Here is a 25,873-nt window from a genome sequence, read left to right on the forward strand (position 1 = left end):
AGTGAGAAACGATGACTCTGAACCTGGTAAGTGAGCAGTTACTGACTGCTAACGGCATTAATCAGCAGGACCTATTTTCCCTGTTAGGGCAGCTTTCAGAACGTCGTCTGGATTATGCCGATCTCTATTTTCAGTCCAGCTTCCACGAATCCTGGGTGCTGGAAGACAAAATCATTAAAGATGGCTCTTACCATATCGACCAGGGCGTGGGCGTTCGCGCGGTCAGCGGTGAAAAAACCGGCTTCGCCTATGCAGACCAGATTACGCTGAATGCGCTGCGTCTCTCCTCTGACGCCGCTCGCAGCATTGTCCGTGAACAGGGCAACGGCAAGGCACATACGCTTTCAGCCGTCATGAACCGTTCGCTTTACCCGGCGGTCGATCCGCTAAACAGCCTGACGCGCGAAGAGAAAATTGCGCTGCTGCATCGCGTTGACCAGGTGGCCCGTGCGGCGGACCCGCGCGTGCAGGAGGTCAATGCCAGTCTGACCGGCGTTTACGAGCAGGTGCTGGTGGCTGCGACGGATGGCACGCTGGCGGCGGATGTCCGTCCGCTGGTGCGTCTCTCTGTCAGCGTCCAGGTGGAAGATCAGGGTAAACGTGAGCGCGGCGCCAGCGGCGGCGGTGCACGCACCGGTTATGCGTTTTTCCTGGCCGATGAGAATGGCGAAGTGCGTGCGGACGCTTGGGCGCGTGAAGCCGTTCGCATGGCGCTGGTTAATCTCTCTGCCGTGGCGGCCCCGGCGGGCGCATTGCCGGTGGTGCTGGGCGCGGGCTGGCCTGGCGTGCTGCTGCATGAAGCGGTGGGGCACGGTCTGGAAGGCGACTTCAATCGCCGTGGCACCTCCGTGTTCAGCGGTAAAATCGGTCAGCAGGTCGCGTCAGAACTCTGCACCGTGGTGGATGACGGCACCCTTGAAGGGCTGCGGGGTTCACTGGCGGTCGATGACGAAGGCGTGCCGGGTCAGTACAACATGCTGATTGAGAATGGCGTGCTGAAAGGCTATATGCAGGACAAGCTGAATGCGCGACTGATGGGCGTCAGCCCGACCGGTAACGGTCGCCGCGAATCCTATGCGCATCTGCCCATGCCGCGTATGACCAACACCTATATGCTGGCAGGCAAATCAACGCCGCAGGACATCATCGAAAGCGTTGAATATGGCATCTATGCGCCCAACTTTGGTGGCGGCCAGGTGGATATCACCTCCGGCAAGTTTGTCTTCTCCACCTCAGAGGCCTATCTGATTGAGAAGGGCAAGATCACCAAACCGGTTAAAGGTGCAACCCTGATCGGCTCCGGTATTGAAGCGATGCAGCAGATCTCGATGGTCGGGAATGACCTGGCGCTGGATAAAGGCGTGGGCGTCTGCGGCAAAGAGGGGCAGAGCCTGCCGGTCGGTGTCGGTCAGCCAACGCTGAAGCTGGACAAACTCACCATCGGCGGCACCGCCTGATGTGACCCCGACAACCCGCCCGCTGGCGGGTTGTCAGCTTTTGCGGTGCATCTGATACTGTTCCGCTACCTGCTCAAAATAGCCGGTCAGATAGTCGATACAGACCTGTACCTTGAGCGGCAACTTATCCTTCTCGGTATAGAGCGCATAGACCGGTCGCGGATCGGACTGATATTGCGGAAAGAGAATATCGACCTCACCTGCGGTGATCTCATCAATCACCCACATCATCGGCACATAGGCGATGCCGTTACCGGACTTCAGCCAGCGTAACAGCGTCAGCGAATCATTGGTGACAAACCGTCCCTGCGGTGCCAGCCGGGTGACGATGCCTTCTGGCGCAATCAGCTCGAAGTTGTTGTCGGGCCGAACGCTGTATTCCAGCCAGGAAAAGTTATCGATATCCCCCGGTTTCTCCGGCGTGCCATGCTGCGCCAGATAGCTCCTGGCGGCGCACACCACCATCGGCATCGCGCCAAGGCGACGTGAAAACAGGCTGGAATCTTTTAAGGCCCCGACCCGAATCACCAGGTCCAGACCGTCCGCGATCAGGTCCGGAGCGGGGACGCCGGTCACCAGGTTTACGCTCAGCCCCGGATAGTCGCGCAGCATATCGCTGGTCATGCCCGCTAACACGTTCTGTGCCATGGTCGAGGAGCTGCCGATACGCAGCACCCCAATGGGCGTGTTGTTAAACGCATAAAGCTGTTCATGCACCTGCGTCGCTTCCGCCAGCATACGGCGGCAGCCCTGATAGTAGATTTTGCCCGCTTCGGTGAGCCCGATACTGCGGGTACTGCGATTCAGCAGCTTAACCTGTAACGTATCTTCCAGCTTCGCGACGATCTGGCTGATTGAGGAGACACTCAGATGAAGCTGACGCGCCGCCGCGGTAAACGAACCAAGTTCGACCACTTTGGCGAAGACAGACATGCCCTTCAGTCGTTCCATTATTTACTCTGGCTTAAAAGTGATTTAGATCACATTCTGTAGAAAACTTATAGTCAGGCGCGTTATTATAAGCGCGCCGGGGTATCTCCCGGTGACTCTTCATTGCCTGATGCCCTGTGATGATACGCTATTATTAAGCCAGCTGCGGTTTGTATCGCGCTGTCAGCTGGGTTTGCTGTGACAGCTGAAAAGGCAAAGGAGACTCCCGGCAAGGTTGAACTAAGGATTTCTGATGAGTGTGCTTCCGGTATTTGTCATGTTTGGGCTCTCGTTTCCGCCCGTATTCATCGAACTTATTCTCTCACTGATGCTGTTCTGGTTAGTGAAACGTGTGCTGACGCCGAGCGGTATTTACGATCTTGTCTGGCATCCGGCACTTTTTAATACAGCGCTTTACTGCTGTGTGTTTTACCTTGTCTCCCGTTTATTAGTCTGAGGTTTAAGTGAAAGCACTCATAAGAAAAATCGCGCGTTACGCGATTACACTCCTGCTGGTTATCATTGCTGTAGTTATCATCTTCCGTGCCTGGGTGTTCTATACCGAATCCCCCTGGACGCGTGATGCGCGCTTCGCGGCAGACGTAGTGGCGATCTCACCTGACGTGACCGGCCTGATCACCGACGTTCCGGTGCACGACAACCAGCTGGTGAAGAAGGGCGACACGCTGTTTGTGGTTGACCGTCCACGCTATCAAAAGGCGCTCGAGCAGGCTCAGGCAGACGTGGAATATTACCAGGCGCTGGTGAGTGAGAAGCGGCGCGAAGCCGGCCGCCGTAACCAGCTCGGCACCTCGGCGATGTCGCGCGAGGCGATTGAGCAGTCCAACAACGATCTGCAGACCAGCGAACATCAGCTGGCGAAATCGGTGGCGACACGCGATCTGGCGAAGATCGATCTGGAGCGCACCACCGTGAAAGCGCCCTCCGATGGCTGGGTCACCAACCTGAATGTCTATCAGGGCGAGTTCATTACCCGCGGCTCTGTGGCGGTCGCCCTGGTGCAGCAGCACTCCTACTATGTGCTGGCCTATCTGGAAGAGACCAAGCTGCATGGCGTAGAGAAGGGCTTCCGTGCGGAAGTGACGCCACTTGGCAGCAACATTGTGCTGCGGGGTACCGTAGACAGTGTGGCGGCCGGTGTCACTAACAGCAGCAGCTCGGTTGACAGTAAAGGCATGGCAACGGTCGATTCCAACCTGGAGTGGGTCCGTCTGGCGCAGCGTGTTCCGGTGCGCATCCGTCTGGATCAGCAGCCCGGCAACCGCTTCCCGGCCGGGACAACGGCGACCGTGGTCATTACCGGTCAGGCCGATCGTCAGCCTGAGCAGGTTTCACCGATGGTCCGCCTGTTTAATCGCCTGCGTGAGTTTGGTTAAGAGGGCGATATGATTGAGTTCCTGCGGTTCCCGGTAAAACTGACCTTTGCGCTGGTGTTAGCGCTGATGGTCGGCTTTCACTTCAACCTCGAAACGCCGCGCTGGGCGGTGATGACTGCCGGTATTGTGGCGGGCGGCACCGCGTTTGCAGCGGGGGGCGATCCCTATTCGGGGGCGCTTCGCTATCGTGGCGTTTTGCGCATTATCGGGACCTTTATCGGCTGTATCGCCGCGCTGACCATCATGATCGCCACCGTTCGTGCGCCGGTTGTGATGCTGCTGCTGTGCTGCATCTGGGCAGGGCTCTGCGTCTGGCTCTCTTCGCTGATCAAAGTTGAAAACTCTTACGCACTGGGACTGGCGGGCTACACCGCGCTGATTATCGTGGTGACCGCTGACGCCAGCGGTGGTCTGACCCTGGTGCCGCAATATGCGGTCGAGCGCTGCAGTGAAATCGTGCTCGGCATTCTGTGTGCCATTCTGGCCGACATGATCTTCTCACCACGCTCGATCAAAAAAGTGATCGACGCGGAGGTCGACTCGCTGCTGGTGGCGCACTATCAGCTGCTGCAGCTCTGCGTCGCCCACGGTGACAAAGAGGAGGTCGATAAAGCCTGGAGCGCGCTGGTCCGGCGCACCACCGCCCTTAACAGCATGCGCAGCCAGCTGATGATGGAGTCGTCACGCTGGAAGAACAGTAACCGCCGGCTGCAGATGCTTAATACCCTGTCGCTGACCCTGATTACGCAGGCAGCCGAAACCTTTCTGATCCAGAATTCGCGTCCGGACTACATCCCCCCTCAGTATCGCCTGATGATTGAAAAGCCCGCCACGACGGTTGATGAGGTGCACAAGCGGATGAAGGTGATGCGGCGGGTGATGGGGGCCAGAGACAAAACGGCCCCGGTGACGCTGAGTAGCTGGGTGGGTGCCGCGACGGAATATCTGCTGCTGCTGAAAGGCATCCGAAGTAACAGCCGGATCACGTCGCTGGAGGAGGAGATCCTGCAGCGCGAGGTGGTGATTCAGGCGCGCTCCGCCGAAACACATCATGCGATGATCAACGGTATCCGCACCTTTGTGGCGACCGCGCTGGGCTCTCTGTTCTGGCTCTACACCGGCTGGACGTCGGGCAGCGGCTGTATGGTCATGCTGGCGGTTATCACTGCGCTGGCGATGCGGATGCCTAATCCACTGATGATGGCAAAAGATTTTCTCTACGGCATGACGGTTGCGGTGCCGCTGGGCGCGCTCTACTTTATGTATGTGCTCCCCTCGACCCAGCAGAGCGCACTGCTGCTCTGCATCGCCATCGGCCTGCTGGGCTTTATCGGTGGCATCTTCATTCAGCGGCGTCAGCTCGGCACGCTGGGGGCGCTGATCGGCACGCTTAACGTGCTGGTTCTCGATAATCCGATGCAGTTCCACATCAACGTCTTTCTCGACAATGTGCTCGGCCAGGTCATCGGCTGCTTTGTGGCGATGATGGTTATTCTGCTGATTCGAGACAAATCGAAGGCCCGCACCGGCCGTAAGCTGCTGAACCGCTTTATGTATGCGGCGGTTTCAGCCATGACGACTAATCAGGCGCGTCGGCGTGAAAACCATCTGCCGGCCCTCTATCAGCAACTGTTTCTGCTGCTGAACCTGTTTCCGGGTGATATCAATAAATATCGTATTGCCCTGACGCTGATTATCGGTCATCAGCGGCTGCGTGACGCAGACATTCCGATTAACGCGGATCTCTCTGCTTATCACCGGCAGCTGCGCTATACCGCTGACCGGGTCATCTCTGCCAGCAGCGATGACAAGCGACGCTACTATTTTGAACGCCTGTTGAAAGAGCTGGACCTCTATCAGGAGAAACTGGTCCATTACGAGGCGCCTGTCAGCGTTACGGAACCGGTCAAACGACTGGCCGTGATGCTGGATAAGTACCAGAACACGCTCATCCAAATCTGAATCTGGCCGCTGCGATCGGCAGCGGCCTGCGCAATCCCCGCCCGTCACAAAACCTGTCGCTTTTGCCAACTATACTCTTCAGACGGAAGCGTAAAACTGACAGGAGCGAATCAATGACATCACTGCAACAGAGCGAGCTGTTTCAGACCGGCTATCTGGCAGACGGCCAGTGGCACCCGGCGACATCCACCTTTGACGTAACCAATCCGGCAACCGGCGAGGTCATTGCGCAGGTCGCCAAAGCGGGCAAGGCTGAAACGGAACAGGCGATCGCCGCAGCAGAACGCGCCTTTCCCGCCTGGCGTGCGCAGACGGCAAAAGCGCGTGCTGAGATTCTCACTCGCTGGTACCAGCTCATCATTGAGAACAAACGCTGGCTGGCCGAACTGATGACGACGGAACAGGGTAAGCCGCTGAAAGAGGCGGAGGGTGAAGTGGAGTATGCCGCCAGTTTTATCCAGTGGTTTGCCGAACAGGCGAAGCGAGCCAATGGCGAGATCATTCCGCCCGCCAAAGCGGGTTCCCGCATCCTGGCCACCCGTGAACCGATTGGCGTTGTGGCCGCCATCACACCGTGGAACTTCCCGATGGCGATGCTGACCCGCAAGCTGGGGCCCGCACTGGCCGCAGGCTGTACCGGGATCATTAAACCCGCTAATAACACGCCACTCTCCGCCTTTGCCCTGCTGGCCCTGGCGAAACAGGCTGGCGTCCCGGATGGCGTGCTGAACGCCGTAGCGGGTGACACCCATGCCATCAGCGACGCCATTATGGCCAGCAAAGCGGTGCGGAAGATTTCGTTCACCGGTTCAACCCAGGTGGGCAAGCTGCTGATGCGCAATGCGGCCGAAACCATGAAGAAAGTGTCCATGGAACTGGGCGGTAACGCGCCTTACATCGTCTTTGACGATGCCGACATCGATGCCGCCGTTCAGGGTGCTATTGCGAACAAATTCCGCAATGCGGGTCAGGTGTGCGTCAGTGTGAACCGTTTCTACATCCACAATCGTGTTTACGATCGTTTCACTACGCAGCTGGCCGCAGAGGTGAACAGGCTTAAGGTGGGTAATGGTCTGGATGAGGGCGTGATTGTCGGGCCATTGATTGAAGCGTCGGCGGTGGAGAAAGTGGAGCAGCACGTCAATGACGCGCTGGCAAAAGGCGGCAAACTGCTGGCCGGCGGCGAGCGCCATGCGCTGGGCGGCAACTTCTGGCAGCCAACCGTGATCGCCGAAGCACACGAAGGGATGCAGCTCGCTCAGGAAGAGACCTTTGGCCCGGTTGCCGCCTGCTTCCGCTTCGATGATGAAGATGAGGTGATCCGCCGCGCCAATGATACGCCATTTGGCCTGGCCGCCTACTTCTACACGCAGAATCTGCAGCGGGTGTTCCGCGTTTCAGCGGCGCTGGAAAGTGGCATGATCGGCATTAACGAATGTGCCGTTTCAACTGAGCTGGCACCCTTTGGCGGCGTTAAAGAGTCGGGTCTGGGCCGTGAGGGTTCGGTACTCGGCATGGAAGAGTATCTGGAGGTCAAAGCGCTGCATCTGGGCGGTTTGGGCTAGCAGAAGGGCACGGGCGGCGAAGGTCGCCCGCAGACGGAGCATGGGAGCCGTCAGCATGAAAACCGAGCATTTTGATTTTAATGAAATTGTCGACCAGGCCCATTTTTTCCGCCAGTTCAGCGAGCGATTTGCGCTGGATGAGCGTCGCATCTGCGATCTGGATGGGTTATGGGATGTGGTGACGGGGGATCTGCTCCCGATGCCGCTGGAGATTGAGTTCATCAATCTGGGCAGAGGACAGCGACGGCGTTATGGGGCCCTGATTTTACTCTTTGATGAAGCTGAAGAGGAGCTGGAAGGTCAGCTTCACTTTAACGTCAGATGAAAAAAGGCCCCGGCGAGCGGGGCCAAAGGGTTCGTCATGATAGTGACGAGGAATTACTTATAAAGCTGTGCAGTGATGTGGTAGTTGTCACCGGTGCGCGCCTCGATCACTTTATAGGCGCTGGCACCCTGTTCATCGGCTTTCTGAGACAATTCAGCGCGATAATCCATCGGTGCGCCCGCAGTACCACTGATGGTTACGGTGCCCGCAGGCTGCAGGTTCTGCGTCTGATCGCCGGTTACCAGCTGCGCGGCGGAAGCGCCGAAAGCCATAGCGGAAAGCAGACTGACTGTAGCGATGGTTGTTTTGATGTTCATGTTCGTCTCCTCATTACATTCAACAACCTGCGGTTAATCATTGGTGCGGGTCGTCGATATTTTCAACGCCACAAGGCGTCATCACAGTGAATTATTTATACAGCTCAGCGGTCACATGCCAGGTGTTGTCCTGGTTGTTTTCGATGATGCGATAGTGGCTTGCGCCCTGCGCATCCGCTTTCTCCGACAGAACCTGACGGATATGCGTCTGGTCGCCGTTACGGCCCGCAATGCTGATGGTCTGGTTCATTGACTGCAAACCCTGCGCCTGTTCATTGGAAACCAGGCTGGCGGCACTGGCACCTGCTGAAAACAGGGCGATGCTCAGTGCAGCGATGGCAAGTTTGGTTTTCATTTTCTGCTCTCCTGAAATTCTGCTTACGCTCTCCGGCACGCGGCTTATCGCGTCAGACGGAGTGAGGCGACGCCTTAGTTATAAAGCGCGGCGGTCGCGTGGTAATTGCCGTTGTTGTAAGCCTCGATGACGCGATAGGCTTTTGCGCCCTGCTGATCGGCTTTGTCGCTCAGTTTCTGTCGGATATCCATCGGTGAGCCCGCTACGCCGCTGACACTGATGGTGCCGACAGCCTGCAGATCCTGTGCCTGAGAGGCGGTGATAGATTCTGCTGCCACAGCACCGAATGACAGGGCAGAGAGCACGCTAAGAACAGCGATGGTAGTTTTTACGTTCATGAAATTTTCCTCGTCGTCTGTTTTTATCTTTTTAGTTAGTGTGATTTGCATCACGAAAAGAAGTATAGGACTAATAACGTCAGAAATTAATATCGCGCTAATAATGTTTTTTTGTGATTCTTTATCCTTATGGCTACTTTTAATAACCGGACGTTATAAAAACAGGGTGAAAAATGAGCTTTGAGCGTGTTTTAGCAGCAGAAACAAGGGGATAAATGACTTTAACGTTTCGTGCGAAAGAAGGTGGTATATCGGGCTGGTGTTTGATCTGGATCCGGGCAATGCGGTCGGATTAGTGATGTAAAGCAGTGTAAAATAGCGCAAAATGTAAAGCAGACGACGCTATCTGACCACCAGCCTGCTGCCTGAAAGCGGGGGCAAGCCTCGCAGAACGGCAGTCACGAGAGGAGCGCGTAACGGGAAGAGGAGAAGCGCAAACCGCAGAGAAAGCGCGGGCAGAGAGATGAACTGACGACCAGGCGCAGGATGGCCGGCCGCCAGTCAGCGATCAGAGTTCCTGTTCAAACAGGTTGAGGATCGCGCTGTGCAGTTGCTTGACCGTGAAGTCACGCGCACGGGTAATAAAGATGGTGTCATCCCCGGCAATGGTGCCAAGAATTCCTTCCGACTTTCCTAATGAATCCAGCAGGCGTGCAATCAGCTGCGCTGCGCCCGGACTGGTGTGAATGACCACCAGCGCATCGTTGTAGTCGATATCCAGCACCAGGTTTTTTAACGGGCTGGTGGTCGTCGGCACACCCAGTTCGGCAGGCAGGCAATAGACCATTTCCATTTTGGCATTACGGGTGCGCACTGCGCCAAACTTGGTCAGCATCCGCGAGACTTTGGACTGGTTGATATTTTCAAAGCCCTCATCCTGAAGCGCCTGAACAATTTCGCCCTGGGAACTGAATTTTTCTTCTTTTAATAAGGCCTTGAAAGCCTTGATCAGATCGTCTTGTTTCGATGGGTTTCGCATAGGTTACCAATAAATAGAAAGAATAACCGCGCATCCGCCCGCGGCAGAGTGGTGATTATGCATTTAAATGCATTTTTATGCAATCGGTCGATTGATGAGCAGGGTTCGGGCGGCTAGCGGGCGGCGATAATAGCAAATAAATCCCTTCAGACCAAAACCCCTGTCACAGCCCCGAAAGGCGAAGGTTGCAAAGTTGTTATACTATTGGTGGTGTAGTAACAGAAAACGAACATAGCCGTTCTCTGTCTGACGACGGCACGGTTGTCGGTCATTCAGGCGACATGATAAGTAACTTTTGAATCCGGCGATTAAGTGTGAAAACACGTAGAATTAACAGCGGATTATCATTATCGCCTGAGCAGTTGATTAAGGTCTGACACAGATAGAATTTCGGCCCATCTCTGCCCCACCTTAATAAGGAGTCAAGAATGAAAGTTGCCGTTCTCGGTGCCGCTGGCGGCATAGGCCAGGCGCTCGCACTTCTGCTCAAAACCCAGCTTCCGGCAGGTTCAGCACTCTCACTGTATGACATCGCCCCGGTGACACCGGGTGTTGCCGTTGATCTCAGCCATATTCCCACAGCCGTCACTATTGAAGGGTTCAGCGGAGAAGACGCGACGCCAGCCCTGAAAGGTGCCGACGTGGTACTGATTTCAGCAGGTGTCGCACGTAAACCCGGTATGGATCGTGCGGACCTGTTTAATGTTAACGCCGGTATCGTCCGTAACCTGATAGAACAGGTGGCGGCAACCGCGCCAAAAGCCCTGATCGGGGTGATCACTAACCCCGTCAACACCACCGTTGCTATCGCGGCGGAAGTGCTGAAAAAGCATGGCGTCTACGATAAGAACCGTCTGTTTGGCGTCACCACGCTGGATATCATTCGCGCCAATACTTTTGTCGCGGCGCTGAAAGGCAAGCAGCCTGACCAGGTTGAAGTGCCGGTGATTGGCGGCCACTCTGGCGTGACCATTCTGCCGCTGCTCTCTCAGGTCAAAGGAGTGAGCTTCAGCGATCAGGAGGTGGCGGATCTGACCAAACGTATTCAGAACGCTGGCACCGAGGTCGTGGAAGCCAAAGCCGGTGGCGGTTCGGCCACGCTGTCGATGGGGCAGGCAGCTGCGCGTTTCGGGCTGTCACTGGTACGCGCGCTCAATGGCGAAGCGAACGTGGTAGAGTGTGCCTATGTGGAAGGTGAGGGCGAACATGCGCGCTTCTTCTCACAGCCGCTGCTGCTGGGTAAAAACGGGATTGCTGAACGCAAGCCGATCGGCACACTCAGTGCGTATGAGCAGCAGGCGCTGTCAGGCATGCTGGAAACCCTGAAGAAAGATATCGAACAGGGAGAGGCGTTCGTTAAGCAGTAGCAGACGTCGCTGACTGAAAACGCCCGGCGAAAGCCGGGCGTTTTGTTTGTGACAAATTCGGGTTCATCTGGCTGTGAGAGGGTGCCTGCGCGGGGAACACGGTCAGATCGGAAAGACGCAAAAGCCGTCATCCATGACACGCTCGGCCCGCACCATCCTTGGTGCGGGACGCTTTCCTCTTCTGACCGTGTTCCCCTCGCTTCAGGTTTATTCGTCGCGGTTAAATTCACCCTGCGCACACTTTATCAGCTTAACTTCACGTCCCCGACTCTGCCAGGCATGCTCTCTTACAGGCCACCCGATTTATAGGCACGGGCCGCCGGTGTCCCGTTACTGGCAGGCAGCTTCTTACCCAGGGTCTCCATGCGCATCTGGAACGGCGGGAACGGCATCTCAATACCGTGCTGCTCAAATCCACGCAGGATGAGCTGATGCAGCTCGTGACGCAGGGGCATACGATGTCCCATCTCCGCGGCATGCACCCGGAGTTCAAACAGCTGAATCCCCTGCTGCAAATCGACCAGGAAGGCTTCCGGCTGCGGTGTATCCAGCACATAACTGCAGCGTTCCGCCGCCTGCGTCAGGATGGTGGTGACCTGTTCGCTGCTCACTTTGGCCGGGGCCGGGATGGTAAGCACCACACGCGTAACGGAATCGGAAAGCGACCAGTTAATAAACTGTTCGGTGATAAAGGCCTTGTTCGGCACGATAATCTCTTTACGGTCCCAGTCGGTAATGGTGGTGGCACGGGTGTTGATCCGCGTAATGCTGCCGGTCAGGTCGCGAATCGTCACGGTGTCGCCAATACGAATCGGTTTTTCAAACAGGATGATCAGGCCTGAGATAAAGTTGGCAAAAATCTCCTGCAAACCAAACCCCAGTCCCACACCTAATGCGGCAACCAGCCACTGCAGCTTCGACCACTCGATGCCGATCATGGAGAAACCAATGAGTCCGCCAATCAGCAGCAGCAGATATTTGGTCAGTGTGGTGATGGCGTAGCCGGTGCCCGGCGTCAGATTAAGATGCTGTAACAGCGCCAGCTCGAGCAGGGCTGGCATGTTGCGCACCAGCTGAGTCGTGATGATAAACACCAGAATAGCAATCAGTACCGACCCCAGGGTAATCGGCTGAATCGACTCCACGCCCTGCACGGAGGTACTGACATCCCACAGCTGGATATTCTCCAGGAAGCCGAAGGCCGAGTGAATTTCGGACCACAGGACAATCACCGAGACCAGGGCGATCAATGTCAGAAGGGAGCGCACCAGCCGCAGCGACTGCGCACTGATCGCATCCAGGTCGATCACCGGCTCCTCAACTTCAATCGCGTCGGTGTTCTGGTTACCTTGCTCTTTCTCTTCTTCACTGCGCGCCCGGTTCGCCAGCATATCGGCACGGCGCTGACGAGCGCGATCAAAGCCCAGACGCCGCCGCTGAATCAGCATCCAGCGGCGGATGATGTGATAGATGACCAGCAGCAGGAACCAGATAGCGACTGAGGTTTCCAGACGAGCCAGCAGCGCCTGCGCGGTCGCCAGATACCCTACGGCAGAGGCGAGGGCTGCCATCAGCGGCATGGCGATCATCATGTTCCAGAGCATCCGGTTCACTATGTTATCGCCGTTCCCCTCTTTATCGAGATAGAGCGGGATGCCGGAACGCTTCAGGCTGACGGTGACGATGCTGATGGCCCCGCAGATCAGGATGAAACAGAGGCGGCCCAGCGATGCTGAGAACTTCCGGTCTTCAAGATTACCAAACGCGATAAGCAACATGATCAGCGGCACAATCAGCCCGATACTCAGCGAGTAGTAGCGCATGGCGCGCGCGACCCGGTTCTGCGGCCAGCGGAAATGGACGATGAACAGTCCGTTGGGGCGGGCAAAGGCGGCGCTGATCATGAATGCCCACAGCAGCGGCAGCGTGGCGGTAATGCCATCACCAATCGCCACTGCGATAGGGTAGGGCCAGGCGTTCTGCAGGCCATACCCCAGCGTACCCCACAACACCGGCAGCGGCAGCGCCACCAGAATCGACCAGAACACGGTGCGGATGGTCAGACGGAAGCGATCCTGTGTCACTTTGCCGACTTTGCTGGCAGAACGATCCAGAAAAGCATTGAAGTGGCGTCGCGAGCTGATACTGAAGCCAACCAGCAGCAGCGCACCAATAATTGGCAGCACCGTGTTGCGACTGGTAAACATCATTGCTATCGCTTTCCCAAGCTGACCCAGCGTATCCAGCGACAGCAGCCGGGAAAGATCTCTCGCCAGGTCCAGCGGATAGCTTAACCCAATCGGGCTGACGTCGGCGGTCCAGAAGAGATAGCGGTGCGTCGCATCTTTGACTTCACTGAGCGCATCCTGAAGCTGAGTATTGCCGACCTTCAGCTTGGTGATCTCCAGAATCAGCGTGTCACAGCCGGAGATCAGCGAATTGAGCAGTTCACGCTGGGTGCGGAGCTGCGCATCGAGGATACGCTTCTGCTCGGCGGTAAAGGGCTGACCATTGGCCTGATGCCCCTTACGCAGGGTTTCCTGCTGCGCCATCAGATCTTCGTAGTAGAGACGCTGCACGCGAAGTTGCGCCATCTCGCTGTCAATCTGCTGGGACTTTGGCATCTCGGGCAGCCGGGCAACCTGCGCCCGCAGCGCTTCACCCAGCAGGTTAGAGGCACCCAGCCACTGCGACTGCTCACGCAGCGTCGAGAGAGCCTGACGAACCTGAATGATCTGGTTAGTGGCGAGACGCTGTTGCGACGCAACCAGATCCATCCGCTGCGCCTGCTGATTCAGGGCGACAGAGAGTTCACGGTTAACCCGGAACTGATCGCTGATATCCTGCGGCAAATCACCGCTGTTTTCTGCCAGCTGCTCGGTGCGGGCCAGCGCAACTTCGGCTTCGCGTTGCCGCTGGTCATTGAGTTGATTGCGCAGCGCCTGCAGGTAGTTATCCAGCTGCGTTGCTTTACGCTGATGGGCTTCCGCCCGCATCCGCGCCAGTTCCTGACGGTTATTGGCAGAGAGTTGTGCCAGGTCAAGCTCATCGACGAGTGCTTTATTCGCCGCATTTTCCGCCTGGCGAGCCGCCAGCTGAAGCTGCCCCTGCGGCGAGCTGCTGTTGCTGGCACTCTGCAGACGACGCTCACTCTCCGTCATCGCCCGGCGGGCATCCGTCTGCTGCTGCGGCAGTTGCGACAGCGAATCACTGATTTCCCGCGCCCGATCCTGCTCCTGGCGCGCCTGCCGCCCCTCTTCCAGAAGCTGACTGCTGACCTGCAGGATCTCCTGATCCAGTTCGGCGCTGCTCATATTACTGCGCACTGTTTTTCCGCTGTCGCTGAGCGTGGCGATCTGCTGACGCAGCTCCCGCGCCAGACGCGGAAAATCATCAATGACCTGCTGATACTGCGCTGCGCGCTCCAGGGAGTCATCACGTTCAGAGAGGAAATTCAGGGCGGCTTCAATCGACTGGATCTGCTCTGCCTGCGCGGGCGAGCTTTTGGCCGATTTTATCTCTTCCAGCTGCTGTTTGAGCTGGCTGGCGTCAGGAAGGCTGGCCGCAAAGGCCGGGCTGCTGAGCCAGAGGCTCAGCAGCAGGAGGAGAATCGAACGCACGGAGGACACTCAATTTAGTCGACGATGACGTCGGAGAGGTCTGTCGCGACCGGCAGCGCCAGGGCCAGCGGTTGTCCCAGACGGGTTTTACTTTCCGCTTCCAGGCTTTCAGCCAGTTTAACGCGGCCCGGTGCGAACAGGTTGATGACGGTAGAGCCGAGTTTGAAGCGACCCATCTCCTGACCTTTCAGCAGGACCACGGCGCCTTCATCATCCGCTGCCGGATAGTGCCAGCGCTTAATTACGCCTTCACGCGGTGGCGTAATCGTGCCTGCCCAGACGGTTTCGATACTGCCAACAATAGTGGCGCCCACCAGGATCTGCACCATCGGCCCGATATCGGTTTCAAAGTAGCAGATGACGCGTTCGTTACGGGCGAACAGATTCGGGATGTTACGCGCGGTCAGCGGATTGACCGAGTAGAGATCGCCAGGCACATAGATCATCTCACGCAGGATACCGTTGCACGGCATATGAACGCGGTGATAATCACGCGGGGCCAGATAGGTCGTGACGAATTCGCCCTCCACAAACCGGGCCGCCATTCGCTCATCACCCGCCAGCAGTGCTTCAAGCGAGTAGTGATGACCTTTGGCCTGGAAAATCTGGTCACCGTCGATGTGGCCGAGCTGGCTGATAGCGCCATCTGCGGGCAGGGCGATCAGGCTGGCGTCAGCATCCACCGGACGCGCATCTTCTTTCAGCGGACGCACGAAAAAGTCATTAAACGTCCGATAGCTGGCGGTGTCGGGCTTTCGTGCTTCCGCCATGTCGACTTTGTAAAACCAGACAAAGATGTCAATGACCAGTTTGGTCAACCAACCACCGCGGCGACTGGCGCCCCAACCGGCGAGTTCAGTCAGCCATTTCTTCGGGAGAATATGATTCAAGCCGAGTTTTAAACGATCAAACACCTTAGCCTCCTGGCTATTTTATGACGTTGAAAAAAAGGAAGCGGATTGTAGCAGTGCCCCGTTCTGATGGCGACTATACCTGATTCCGCGCATGCTGCACGGTCTGGGTCGCCGAATGGAAGGCACCTCGCAAAATCTTCTGGTCAGACCGGATCACGCGGTTATACCGGTTAACTCTCACCGTCAGGGAAATTTTTACGCGTTTTTACCTGCGCCATGCTCTCCAGGATACGGTGGTAGTTGTCGAAACGGGAGCGATGAATTTTACCGGCTTCCACCGCTTCGCGAATCGCACAGCCCGGGTCGCTGCCATGTTTGCAGTCGCGGAATTTGCATGCACCCAGAAAGGCGCGAAATTCGACAAATCCGCGGGTAATCTGTTCCGGCTCCAGATGCCATAAGCCGAACTCGCGCACGCCGGGTGAGTCGATAACATCCCCGCCGTGCGGGAAGTGATAGAGCCGTGAGGCGGTGGTGGTGTGCTGACCTAAGCCGGAGCCGTCTGACACCTCGTTGGTCAGAATCGCGAGCTGCTCTTCTTTGTCGAAGCCGAGCAGGGCGTTCAGCAGGCTCGACTTGCCGACGCCGGACTGACCGGCAAAGATACTGACGCGATCGGTTAAGGCGGCTTCGAGATCGTCCAGGCCATTTTTCGCCCGGCTGGAGACCATCACTACGCGATAGCCAATCGCACGGTAGATATCCATCTGCTCATCGACCACGGCGCGCGCGCGCTCATCCAGCAGATCGGTTTTGTTGAGGACCAGTAGCGGCTCGATCTCCAGGGTCTCGCTGGCCACCAGATAGCGATCGATGATGTTAAGCGACAGCTCCGGCAGGATCGCAGAGACAATAATGATCTGATCGATGTTGGCCGCCATCGGCTTCACACCGTCATAAAAATCGGGACGGGTCAGTACGCTGGTGCGTTCATGCACCGCTTCCACAATCCCTTTGCCGCCGCTGGTTGCCGGACGCCACAGCACCCGATCGCCGGTCACCAGCGAACGGATCGTGCGGCGGATATTGCAGCGGTGGGCAACGCCTGCGCTATCCTCAACGTCAGCGTGCATGCCGAAACGGCTGACAACAACCCCATCTGCGGCTTCCCCAAACAGGTTGTCGTCCGCTTCCGGGCGATCTTTACGCTGATTGAGACGGCGATCGTGGTTAGCGCTTACGCGGCGTTGTTGGCCCTTCGACAGTTTATTTTTACTCACTCACCCTCACAGCATTAGCCAGATTTCGCCCGGCTGGGCAAAACGTCTATGATACACCTTATTCATTGTGAATGACGACTATAGCAACCGCAGGAAACAGCATGGCTACTGGAAATGAACAGAACCTGATCTGGATTGATCTTGAGATGACCGGGCTTGATCCGGCTCACGACCGTATTATTGAGATTGCGACCCTGGTGACTGATGCCAACCTGAACATTCTGGCGGAAGGGCCGGTTATCGCGGTTCATCAGTCTGACGCGCAGCTGGCGCTGATGGATGAGTGGAATGTCCGCACCCATACCAACAGCGGTCTGGTTGAGCGGGTGAAGGCGAGCACGATTGACGATCGCGCGGCTGAGCTGGCCACCCTGGAATTTCTGAAGCAGTGGGTGCCGGCGAACACCTCGCCTATCTGCGGCAACAGCATCGGGCAGGATCGCCGCTTCCTGTTTAAGTACATGCCTGAGCTGGAGGCGTACTTCCACTATCGCTATCTGGATGTCAGCACCCTGAAAGAGCTGGCCCGCCGCTGGAAACCCTCTATCCTGCCAGGCTTCAAAAAAGGCGGCACACACCAGGCGCTGGATGATATCCGCGAGTCAGTGGCGGAGCTCGCTTACTACCGCGAACACTTTTTGCAGCTTTAATCCGCGAAGGGTGCGCATGAAATCGCCAGGTTGCCGATTTAATCGGCAAACGCGCTGAAAACGAAAAATTCTGCTTTCAGACGCTTGCAGCAGCAACGATTTCTCGTATAATGCGCACCCCGTACCGGTGAAGAATTTAGTGTCGGTACAAGGCGCGGGAATAGCTCAGTTGGTAGAGCACGACCTTGCCAAGGTCGGGGTCGCGAGTTCGAGTCTCGTTTCCCGCTCCAGTTTTAATCAGCAGTACCCTCTTTGCGGGAATAGCTCAGTTGGTAGAGCACGACCTTGCCAAGGTCGGGGTCGCGAGTTCGAGTCTCGTTTCCCGCTCCAGTTTTGTTTAGCAGTGCCCTTCTATGCGGGAATAGCTCAGTTGGTAGAGCACGACCTTGCCAAGGTCGGGGTCGCGAGTTCGAGTCTCGTTTCCCGCTCCAGATTTAACATCAACCTCATTGTGATCAGTTATCCGACGGTTTATCGTCGTCTGATTTTGATTGTCAGCCTAAGGTTATCCACAGCACGGCACCCCATCGTCTGCGCCTTTTACGGCGATCTGTAAAATGTTTCTGAACAGAGTTATCCACAGCTTTATCGTTAAAACGAAGCGGTAGACTCATTATTAAATAAACACAACTTTTTCTTAAGTTGTTGATATTTATGATTATGAGGATATTTCAATTTGTTATTCCAGCGTGAAACGCCCGTTATTGCAGTTGAATGACAACAGCTTTTTATTTTTATTCACAGCGTGTGGAAAACGATAAACTGCCGGCTGGCTGGTTAATCACGCATCACGGGGTAAACCTTTTTCAACGGCACGCACCAGACGTTTCTGCTGAGCAGGCTGTACGTCCACGACGAGTTGCTGGCGTTTCTGCTGCTGACAGGCGACCGCCCACAGAATATGTTCATCCAGCAGTTCACTCTCTCCGAGCCGCTGTTCCAGTACTGGCACAATATCCGCTGACCAGGGCGCATTACCCAGCGCTACCGCAATATTACGCAGCCAGCGCAAATGACCAATCCGTCGAATCGCCGAGCCTTCGGTGATACGCAAAAACTTCGCCTCATCCCACTGAAACAGATCGATAAGCTCCGGTGCATGCAGGGCCGCGCGGGGAGAGAAGTCGCTTTCATCGCTGAGTTGCCCGTAACGATTCCACGGACAGATCAACTGGCAGTCATCACAGCCATAAATCCGGTTGCCCATCAGCGGGCGAAACGCTTCCGGGATCGCCCCTTCCAGCTCGATAGTAAGATAGGAAATACAGCGCCGGGCATCCACGACGTAAGGCTCAACGATAGCGCTGGTCGGGCAGATGGTCATGCAGGCGACACAGCGGCCACACTGCTCCTGCTGCGGCGTATCAATCGGCAGGGGTATATCGATCAGCAACTCGCCGAGGAAAAACCACGAGCCAGCTTCACGATTCAGAATCAGCGAATGTTTGCCGGTCCAGCCCAGTCCTGCTTTAGCTGCCAGCGGTCGCTCAAGCAGCGGGGCCGAGTCCACAAAGGGCCGGAAGTTAAGCTCGCTGCAATGCTGCTGGATCATTTCTCCGAGCTTTTTCAGGCGATTGCGCAATACTTTGTGGTAATCGCGGCCTAATGCATAACGGCTGACATAGCCCAGTCGGGGATTTTTCAGCGTGCTGGCAAAGGCGGCTTTGGCCGGAAGGTAGTTCATGCGAACGCTGATGACGCGCAGCGTGCCGGGAAGCAGTTCATGCGGACGCGCCCGCATCATGCCATGTCGCGCCATCCACTCCATCTCGCCATGATACTGCTTCTCCAGCCACGCCTGCAGGCGCGGCTCTTCCGCACTGAGATCGGTATCGGTGATGCCGACCTGCTGAAAGCCGAGATCTAATCCCCACTGTTTAATCTGTTGTGCGAACTGATGAAGATCGAGAGGGTATGACATGAGTGACCAGGATTCGAAGAGAAACGACCGCAGTTTACCATATTCTGTCTGGTCTGCGCAGGCGGTGGCGCAGCTTGAGCAGCAGGGAGCCGATGCCCTTGGCATTACCCTCTATGAACTGATGCTGCGCGCCGGGCAGGCCGCCTATGAGCATCTGAACCGGCACTGGCCTGACGCCCGCCACTGGCTGATCTTGTGCGGCCACGGTAACAACGGCGGGGATGGGTATGTGCTGGCCCGACTGGGGCAGGCGGCGGGTAAAACCATCACGCTGCTGGCGTGTGACAGTGAAAAAGCGTTACCGGAAGAGGCGCAGCGCGCCCGGGACGCCTGGCTGGATGCGGGCGGCGAGATCCATGCGGCTGGTGCGGCCTGGCCAGAGCAGGTGGATGTGATTATCGATGCGCTGCTGGGTACCGGCACACAGCGCGCGCCTGCGGAACCCTACGCCACGCTGATTCAGCAGGCAAACGCCCACGCGGCACCGATCCTCGCCATCGACATGCCGTCCGGCTTATCCGCGCGAAACGGCACGACGCCCGGTGAGGTGATTAACGCCACACATACCCTGAGCGTCGTGGCGCTGAAGCCGGGCCAGCTTACCGGCAAAGCCCGCGACGTTATCGGCACGCTCTATTATGCCGACCTTGGCATGGCGACGTTTCTTGCGGGAGAAACCGCGCCGATGGCGCGTTATGATGCCAGCGCACTGACCCGCTGGCTCAAGCCGCGCAAACCCACCTCGCATAAAGGCAACCATGGCCGTCTGCTGGTCGTCGGGGGCGATGCCGGAACGGCCGGGGCAGTGCGCATGACGGCTGAGGCCGCGTTGCGCACCGGCAGCGGATTGGTGCGAGTACTCACTCACAAAGATAACATTATCCCAATCCTGACAGCCCGCCCCGAAGTGATGGTCGATGAACTGACCGATAAACGCCTGAAAGAGGCGCTGGAGTGGGCCGATGTCATCGCGGTCGGGCCTGGATTAGGACAGCGCGAGTGGGGTAAGCAGGCGCTGAAAGCAGTGGCAGGCAGTGAAAAGCCGATGCTTTGGGACGCAGATGCACTTAACCTGCTGGCAATCAGTGCGGAGAAACGTCAGAATCGCATCATTACGCCGCATCCTGGCGAAGCGGCACGTTTGCTGAATATCGAGACCAGTGAAATTGAGAGTGACCGCTTACATGCAGCGCAGATACTGGCGCAGCAATATGGTGGCGTAGTGGTACTGAAAGGTGCCGGTACGATTATTGCCAGTGAGCAGGGCGAAATGGCCTTTGCTGATGTAGGCAATGCCGGTATGGCCTCCGGCGGTATGGGCGACCTGTTGAGTGGCATCATCGCCTCGCTGATGGGTCAGCAACTGCCGCTGTTCGGGGCGGCCTGCGCTGGCTGTGTGGCGCATGGTGCCGCAGCCGATGCGGTGGCGGCACAACGCGGCACGCGCGGTATGCTGGCAACAGATTTACTGGATCTACTGTGGCAGTTTGTTAATCCTGAGATGAATAAAGAAGCATGAAGACCTGTGTTATCTCTTTGCCCGATGAGGCGGCTACGCTCAGTTTGGGCGCTCAGCTGGCGCGCGCCTGTGGCAGCGCGGCAGTGATTTATCTCTATGGCGATCTGGGGGCGGGTAAAACCACCTTCAGCCGCGGCTTTCTTCAGGCGCTCGGCCATCAGGGCAACGTTAAAAGCCCCACTTACACGCTGGTGGAGCCTTATGCGCTGGGTGATCGCACCCTTTATCATTTTGACCTCTACCGCCTGGCCGATCCCGAAGAGCTGGAGTTCATGGGGATCCGCGACTATTTCAGCGGCGAGGCAATCTGTCTGGTCGAATGGCCGCAGCAGGGCGCTGGTTTTCTGCCGTCGCCCGATGTCACACTGACGCTGCGCTATGTGGGTGAGGCGCGGGAAGCGGAGCTGACGGCACAATCCGCAGCCGGACAGCAATGGATTGAATACGTTGATCAGGGCAGGGATCAGGCATGATGTCACGGATGAAAATCGCGCTGGTGACACTGCTGCTGCTGGTCTGTACGCCGCTGTTTGCCGCCACGTTGTCCGATATTAAAGTGGCTAACGGCGACAGCCAGGCCACCATTACCCTGAACTTTGCCGGACAGCCTGTTTACGGCTTCTTCCCGCTGCGCAATCCCGATCGTGTGGTGCTTGATGTGCGCCAGAGCGGCGTGGTTCAGGGACTGCCGCTGAACTTCAGCGGGGAAAATATCGTAAAGCGGATTCGGACCAGTACCCCGAAAGATAAACAGAGCGTGCGGCTGGTGTTTGAGCTGACGCAGGCGGGGAAAACCCGTGCGGTTACCCAGCGCAATGGCAACAGCTACAGCGTGGTCTTCACGATTACCGGTAAAGCGCCGGCGGTGACGCGCAGTGCACCCGCTCCGGTGACAGCCCCGCCGCGAGCGCCCATCCAGAGTGCCGCTGCCAATCCGTTTAACGCCAATCCGGTTACCTCAGTGAGCAGTTCCGCCAGCACGGTACGCCCTGGCGCGACGGTCAGCCACAACGACACGGTGATTGTGGCGATTGACGCCGGGCATGGCGGTCAGGACCCGGGCGCCATCGGACAGCGCGGGCTGCAGGAGAAGAACGTCACTATCGCGATTGCGCGTAAACTGCGGGTGCTGCTGAACAACGATCCGATGTTCAAAGGCGTTCTGACCCGCGATGGAGACTATTTTATCTCGGTGATGGGCCGTTCTGACGTGGCGCGTAAAGCCAATGCGAACGTGCTGGTGTCAATCCATGCGGATGCGGCACCGAGCCACGCAGCCACCGGTGCATCGGTCTGGGTCTTATCCAACCGCCGTGCCAATAACGAGATGGCTAACTGGCTGGAGCAGAAAGAGAAACAGTCTGAGCTGCTGGGCGGCGCAGGCGACCTGCTGGCTAACAGCCAGGCGGATCCCTACCTCAGCCAGGCGGTGCTGGACCTGCAGTTTGGTCACTCGCAGCGCGTCGGGTATGACATCGCGCAGAAAGTGTTGCAGCAGCTGCGCGGCGTCACCTCGCTGCATAAACGGCTGCCTGAACATGCCAGCCTGGGCGTGCTGCGTTCACCTGACATTCCTTCTCTGCTGGTGGAAACCGGCTTCATCAGTAATTCCTCGGAGGAGCGACTGCTTGGCAGTAGCGCACACCAGGATAAGATTGCGCAGTCGATCTACAAAGGTCTGCGCACTTATTTCCTGGCGCACCCGCTGCAATCCATCCCAAAGGAGGAAAACCGGCCGCTGGGCTCGTCGCCGGCGGTTAGCGTCGCCAGCAACCCGGCGACCGGGGTGACGCAATATACCGGGGCAACGCAGCGTCATACGGTGACGCGCGGTGAGACGCTTTCCGGTATTGCCGCGAAGTATGGCGTCAGCATGGCGACGCTGCGTGAGCTGAATACGCTGAAGCGGGATGTGGTCTGGGTCGGACAGCGGCTGAAGGTGCCCGCCAGTGCCACGGCCAGCCGCACGACCCGCGCCCGGGGTGTTGTGCGGCACAAAGTGGTCGTCGGGGATTCCCTGACCGGTATCGCCGCACACTATGGCGTCAGTCCAAAAGCGATAATGCAGACCAACAATCTGAAGTCGACCAACGTAATGTTGGGGCAGAACCTGAAAATCCCTGCATCCTGATTGTTCGCCCGGCTACGCGCCGGGCTGTCAGCCAAAAGGATATCCACCATGCCGATACAAATTTTACCGCCTCAGCTGGCAAACCAGATTGCGGCGGGGGAAGTGGTTGAGCGTCCTGCATCGGTTGTAAAAGAGCTGGTGGAAAACAGCCTTGATGCTGGCGCAACGCGCATTGACGTTGATATTGAAAAAGGGGGCGCAAAGCTTATCCGCATCCGTGACAACGGCTGCGGCATCGTGAAAAGCGAACTCTCAATGGCGCTCGCCCGGCACGCCACCAGTAAAATTGCCTCGCTGGATGACCTGGAGGCGATTATGAGTCTGGGGTTCCGGGGGGAAGCGCTGGCCAGTATCAGTTCGGTCTCCCGCCTGACCTTAACCTCGCGTACTGCCGATCAGACCGAAGCCTGGCAGGCTTATGCCGAAGGGCGTGAGATGGCGGTGACGGTCAAACCGGCTGCGCACCCCTGCGGCACCACGCTGGAAGTGCTGGACCTGTTTTATAACACCCCCGCGCGGCGCAGATTCATGCGCACCGAGAAAACTGAATTTGGTCACATCGACGAGGTGATTCGTCGTATTGCGCTGGCGCGGTTTGATGTCGCCTTTTCGCTCAGCCATAACGGCAAAATGATGCGTCAGTATCGGGCCGTCAGCGAGGAGAGTCAGCGCGAACGACGGCTGGCCGCCATCTGTGGCACCACCTTTATGCAGCATGCGCTGCGCATCGACTGGCAACATGACGATCTTTCGCTGCGCGGCTGGGTCGCCGATCCCGCCGGGTCGCGTCAGGTCAGCGAGCTGCAATATTGCTACGTCAATGGCCGCATGATGCGTGACAGGCTGATCAACCACGCTATCCGCCAGGCTTTTCAGGACCAGCTGCAGGATGAGCAGCAACCCGCTTACGTGCTCTATCTGGAGATCGATCCGCATCAGGTGGATGTCAACGTCCATCCGGCCAAACACGAAGTGCGGTTTCATCAGTCACGTCTGGTGCATGACTTTATTTATCAGGGCGTGGTCAGCGCGCTTCAGGCGGTTGCCGCACCAGCATTGCCCGCGCTGAAAGCAGAAGAACCGGCCCCACGCTGGCAGCCGGAGAATCGTCAGGCCGCCGGGGGCAACCATTTTGCCCAGCCTGCGACCTCCGCCAGTGAGAAGCGACCGGCCGCGCCCGCCCGTGAGCCAGCCCCCGCATGGCAAAACAAAGAGAACGTCTATCGTCAGCGTGAAGGCGCGGTTTATCAGCAGCTGCTGAAAACGCCTGCCGCCAGTGCGGCGGCGCCTGAAGCCCGCGAACCGGCTGCGCGGCGTCAGCCGGAGAAAGCCACGCCGCTGGCGGCCCATGCGCAGAGTTTTGGCCGGGTGCTGACCGTCCTGCAGAACCACTATGCGCTGCTGGAACAGGACCAGAAACTGTTCCTGATGGCGCTGCCGGTCGCGGCGCGCTGGCTGAAGCAGGCGCAGCTCGAACCGGGCGAAGAGGGGCTTAAACCACAGCCCCTTCTGATTCCGGTGCGCCTGAAAATGGCGCGGGAGGAGTGTCAGGCCGCCAAAGAAAACAGCAGTCTGCTCAGTCAGATGGGTATCGATCTGCAGCCTGACGGTGACCACGTGACCCTGCGTGCGGTGCCTTTACCGTTACGAACACAAAATTTACAAATCTTGATTCCTGAACTGTTAGGCTATCTCGCCCGGCAGCAGGAGAACTCTGCGACGCAGCTGGCCCAGTGGCTGGCACGGCGTCAGGATGCAGCGTCCTCCGACTGGAATCACTCACAGGCGATCAACCTGCTGGCAGAGCTCGAACGGCTTTGCCCACAGTTACTGAAATCGCCACCTTCAGGCTTGTTACAGCCCTTAGAGATTGAGAGCGCGATTAACGCGTTGAAGCATGAGTGAACTGAACCAGGCTGGCCGGCCAAAGGCGATTTTTTTGATGGGACCCACTGCATCGGGTAAAACCGCATTAGCCATTGAACTGCGCAGGCAGTTACCGGTGGAACTAATCAGCGTCGATTCTGCCTTAATCTATCGTCAGATGGATATTGGTACGGCAAAACCGTCGGCTGAGGAGTTAGCAGTGGCCCCCCATCGTCTGCTCGACATCCGCGATCCCGCAGAAGCCTATTCGGCTGCGGAGTTCCGGCGCGATGCTTTAGCAGAAATGGCGGATATCGTTCAGGCTGGACGAATTCCGTTGCTTGTTGGTGGAACCATGCTCTACTTCAAGGCGTTACTTGAAGGATTGTCGCCGTTGCCCTCGGCCGATCCCGACGTTCGTCAGCAGATAGAGCAAACGGCGCGTGAAAAAGGCTGGGAAGCTTTGCACCGCCAGCTGTGTGAGATCGACCCGGTTGCTGGTAGTCGTATTCATCCGAATGATCCGCAGAGACTTTCGCGAGCACTGGAAGTTTTTTTTATTTCGGGTAAAACTTTAACGGAACTGACAAAAACCTCCGGTGAAGCGTTACCCTACGACGTGCATCAGTTTGCCATCGCCCCCGCGAGCCGCGAACTGCTGCACCAGCGCATCGCGTTACGTTTTGAGCAGATGTTGGCGTCAGGATTTGAAGCGGAGGCTCGGGCCCTGTTTGCACGAGGTGATTTGCATACGGACATGCCTTCCATTCGTTGTGTTGGCTATCGTCAGATGTGGTCTTATTTATCAGGCGAAATCGATTACAGCGAGATGGTTTATCGGGGAATTTGCGCAACCCGGCAGCTCGCTAAGAGACAGATGACCTGGTTACGTGGCTGGGAAAACGTTCACTGGCTTGACAGTGACGAGCCCCGGCTGGCGCGTGATACGGTGTTACAGGTTCTTAGTGCGAAGCATGGGTGATTGTGTACAATTGATGAGTTATCGTGCGCAAATTTTTACGCAGTTTTTTTCAGAACCA

At 57.3% G+C, this 25,873-nt stretch carries 22 protein-coding genes and 3 tRNA genes; 16 read left to right on the top strand and 9 right to left on the bottom strand.

What is annotated here, in order from left to right:
• Positions 1–11 precede the first annotated feature (11 nt).
• Entirely contained in the window at positions 12–1,457 is a 1,446-nt protein-coding gene (gene tldD / locus F3I47_RS19450; RefSeq protein ID WP_009087505.1) for a metalloprotease TldD, read from the top strand.
• 33 nt (positions 1,458–1,490) lie between these two features.
• Here tldD and aaeR read toward each other — a convergent pair whose 3' ends face one another.
• Positions 1,491–2,408 carry an HTH-type transcriptional activator AaeR gene (gene aaeR / locus F3I47_RS19455; protein ID WP_150030254.1) on the bottom strand — a complete coding sequence of 306 codons (918 nt, stop codon included), beginning with the start codon at positions 2,406–2,408 and terminating at the stop codon, positions 1,491–1,493.
• Positions 2,409–2,640: 232 nt separating this feature from the next.
• Here aaeR and aaeX point away from each other — a divergent pair, with 232 nt between their 5' ends.
• The 5 genes from aaeX (at position 2,641) to F3I47_RS19480 (ending at position 7,636) form a co-directional block, all read left to right on the top strand.
• On the top strand, positions 2,641–2,844 hold the full coding sequence (gene aaeX / locus F3I47_RS19460) for a p-hydroxybenzoic acid efflux pump operon protein AaeX (protein WP_009087501.1): 204 nt from the start codon (positions 2,641–2,643) through the stop codon (positions 2,842–2,844).
• Between the two features lie 7 nt (positions 2,845–2,851).
• Positions 2,852–3,784, top strand: a complete 933-nt coding sequence (gene aaeA / locus F3I47_RS19465; RefSeq protein ID WP_009087499.1) for a p-hydroxybenzoic acid efflux pump subunit AaeA — start codon at positions 2,852–2,854, stop codon at positions 3,782–3,784.
• Positions 3,785–3,793: 9 nt separating this feature from the next.
• The gene (gene aaeB, locus F3I47_RS19470) at positions 3,794–5,746 is read left to right on the top strand and encodes a p-hydroxybenzoic acid efflux pump subunit AaeB (RefSeq protein ID WP_009087497.1); all 1,953 of its coding nucleotides are present in this window, start codon (positions 3,794–3,796) and stop codon (positions 5,744–5,746) included.
• A 113-nt stretch (positions 5,747–5,859) separates the two neighbouring features.
• Positions 5,860–7,311, top strand: a complete 1,452-nt coding sequence (locus tag F3I47_RS19475; protein WP_150030253.1) for an NAD-dependent succinate-semialdehyde dehydrogenase — start codon at positions 5,860–5,862, stop codon at positions 7,309–7,311.
• A gap of 55 nt (positions 7,312–7,366) precedes the next feature.
• A complete protein-coding gene (locus F3I47_RS19480) occupies positions 7,367–7,636 on the top strand; it encodes a barstar family protein (RefSeq protein WP_150030252.1) in 270 nt (89 codons plus the stop codon).
• A 53-nt stretch (positions 7,637–7,689) separates the two neighbouring features.
• Here F3I47_RS19480 and yhcN (F3I47_RS19485) read toward each other — a convergent pair whose 3' ends face one another.
• The 4 genes from yhcN (F3I47_RS19485) to argR all read right to left on the bottom strand — a co-directional run bounded on the left by yhcN (F3I47_RS19485) (position 7,690) and on the right by argR (position 9,625).
• On the bottom strand, positions 7,690–7,953 hold the full coding sequence (yhcN, locus tag F3I47_RS19485; protein ID WP_150030251.1) for a peroxide/acid stress response protein YhcN: 264 nt from the start codon (positions 7,951–7,953) through the stop codon (positions 7,690–7,692).
• Between the two features lie 91 nt (positions 7,954–8,044).
• Positions 8,045–8,308, bottom strand: coding sequence for a YdgH/BhsA/McbA-like domain containing protein (locus F3I47_RS19490; protein ID WP_009087488.1), 264 nt, complete (start codon positions 8,306–8,308; stop codon positions 8,045–8,047).
• A gap of 74 nt (positions 8,309–8,382) precedes the next feature.
• On the bottom strand, positions 8,383–8,646 hold the full coding sequence (gene yhcN, locus F3I47_RS19495) for a peroxide/acid stress response protein YhcN (protein ID WP_150030250.1): 264 nt from the start codon (positions 8,644–8,646) through the stop codon (positions 8,383–8,385).
• Between the two features lie 508 nt (positions 8,647–9,154).
• Positions 9,155–9,625, bottom strand: a complete 471-nt coding sequence (gene argR, locus F3I47_RS19500; protein ID WP_009087485.1) for a transcriptional regulator ArgR — start codon at positions 9,623–9,625, stop codon at positions 9,155–9,157.
• A gap of 428 nt (positions 9,626–10,053) precedes the next feature.
• On the opposite strand from argR, the gene mdh reads away from it, so the two are divergent.
• Positions 10,054–10,992, top strand: a complete 939-nt coding sequence (gene mdh / locus F3I47_RS19505; RefSeq protein ID WP_009087483.1) for a malate dehydrogenase — start codon at positions 10,054–10,056, stop codon at positions 10,990–10,992.
• A 287-nt stretch (positions 10,993–11,279) separates the two neighbouring features.
• Here mdh and mscM read toward each other — a convergent pair whose 3' ends face one another.
• The 3 genes from mscM to rsgA form a co-directional block, all read right to left on the bottom strand.
• Positions 11,280–14,612, bottom strand: coding sequence for a miniconductance mechanosensitive channel MscM (gene mscM, locus F3I47_RS19510; RefSeq protein ID WP_150030249.1), 3,333 nt, complete (start codon positions 14,610–14,612; stop codon positions 11,280–11,282).
• A gap of 14 nt (positions 14,613–14,626) precedes the next feature.
• The gene (gene asd, locus F3I47_RS19515) at positions 14,627–15,526 is read right to left on the bottom strand and encodes an archaetidylserine decarboxylase (protein ID WP_009087480.1); all 900 of its coding nucleotides are present in this window, start codon (positions 15,524–15,526) and stop codon (positions 14,627–14,629) included.
• A 170-nt stretch (positions 15,527–15,696) separates the two neighbouring features.
• Positions 15,697–16,746 carry a small ribosomal subunit biogenesis GTPase RsgA gene (rsgA, locus tag F3I47_RS19520; RefSeq protein WP_150030248.1) on the bottom strand — a complete coding sequence of 350 codons (1,050 nt, stop codon included), beginning with the start codon at positions 16,744–16,746 and terminating at the stop codon, positions 15,697–15,699.
• A 101-nt stretch (positions 16,747–16,847) separates the two neighbouring features.
• On the opposite strand from rsgA, the gene orn reads away from it, so the two are divergent.
• The 4 genes from orn to F3I47_RS19540 all read left to right on the top strand — a co-directional run bounded on the left by orn (position 16,848) and on the right by F3I47_RS19540 (position 17,827).
• Entirely contained in the window at positions 16,848–17,396 is a 549-nt protein-coding gene (orn, locus tag F3I47_RS19525) for an oligoribonuclease (RefSeq protein WP_009087476.1), read from the top strand.
• Positions 17,397–17,550: 154 nt separating this feature from the next.
• Positions 17,551–17,626, top strand: a tRNA-Gly gene (locus tag F3I47_RS19530).
• Positions 17,627–17,650: 24 nt separating this feature from the next.
• Positions 17,651–17,726 (top strand) — tRNA-Gly (locus F3I47_RS19535).
• Positions 17,727–17,751: 25 nt separating this feature from the next.
• Positions 17,752–17,827 (top strand) — tRNA-Gly (locus F3I47_RS19540).
• Between the two features lie 350 nt (positions 17,828–18,177).
• On the opposite strand, the gene queG is transcribed toward F3I47_RS19540, so the two are convergent.
• Positions 18,178–19,317, bottom strand: a complete 1,140-nt coding sequence (queG, locus tag F3I47_RS19545) for a tRNA epoxyqueuosine(34) reductase QueG (RefSeq protein ID WP_046102615.1) — start codon at positions 19,315–19,317, stop codon at positions 18,178–18,180.
• Between queG and nnr the strand changes: the two genes are divergently transcribed.
• The 5 genes from nnr to miaA are packed head-to-tail and all read left to right on the top strand — an operon-like array spanning position 19,316 to position 25,815.
• Positions 19,316–20,836, top strand: a complete 1,521-nt coding sequence (nnr, locus tag F3I47_RS19550) for a bifunctional ADP-dependent NAD(P)H-hydrate dehydratase/NAD(P)H-hydrate epimerase (RefSeq protein WP_150030247.1) — start codon at positions 19,316–19,318, stop codon at positions 20,834–20,836. The two genes, queG and nnr, sit on opposite strands and share 2 nt — an antisense overlap.
• Positions 20,833–21,309, top strand: a complete 477-nt coding sequence (gene tsaE / locus F3I47_RS19555; protein ID WP_150030246.1) for a tRNA (adenosine(37)-N6)-threonylcarbamoyltransferase complex ATPase subunit type 1 TsaE — start codon at positions 20,833–20,835, stop codon at positions 21,307–21,309. The genes nnr and tsaE overlap by 4 nt, the downstream gene beginning before the upstream one ends.
• Positions 21,306–22,967, top strand: a complete 1,662-nt coding sequence (gene amiB, locus F3I47_RS19560) for an N-acetylmuramoyl-L-alanine amidase AmiB (protein WP_150030245.1) — start codon at positions 21,306–21,308, stop codon at positions 22,965–22,967. The genes tsaE and amiB overlap by 4 nt, the downstream gene beginning before the upstream one ends.
• Positions 22,968–23,015: 48 nt before the next feature.
• Complete coding sequence (gene mutL, locus F3I47_RS19565; protein WP_058956516.1) at positions 23,016–24,872, top strand: DNA mismatch repair endonuclease MutL; 1,857 nt, start codon at positions 23,016–23,018, stop codon at positions 24,870–24,872.
• The gene (gene miaA, locus F3I47_RS19570; protein WP_046102612.1) at positions 24,865–25,815 is read left to right on the top strand and encodes a tRNA (adenosine(37)-N6)-dimethylallyltransferase MiaA; all 951 of its coding nucleotides are present in this window, start codon (positions 24,865–24,867) and stop codon (positions 25,813–25,815) included. Before mutL ends, miaA begins: the two co-directional genes overlap by 8 nt.
• Positions 25,816–25,873: the final 58 nt, after the last annotated feature.

The organism is Pantoea sp. M_10, from assembly GCF_008631515.1.
In the GTDB taxonomy this organism is placed as follows: domain Bacteria; phylum Pseudomonadota; class Gammaproteobacteria; order Enterobacterales; family Enterobacteriaceae; genus Pantoea; species Pantoea anthophila.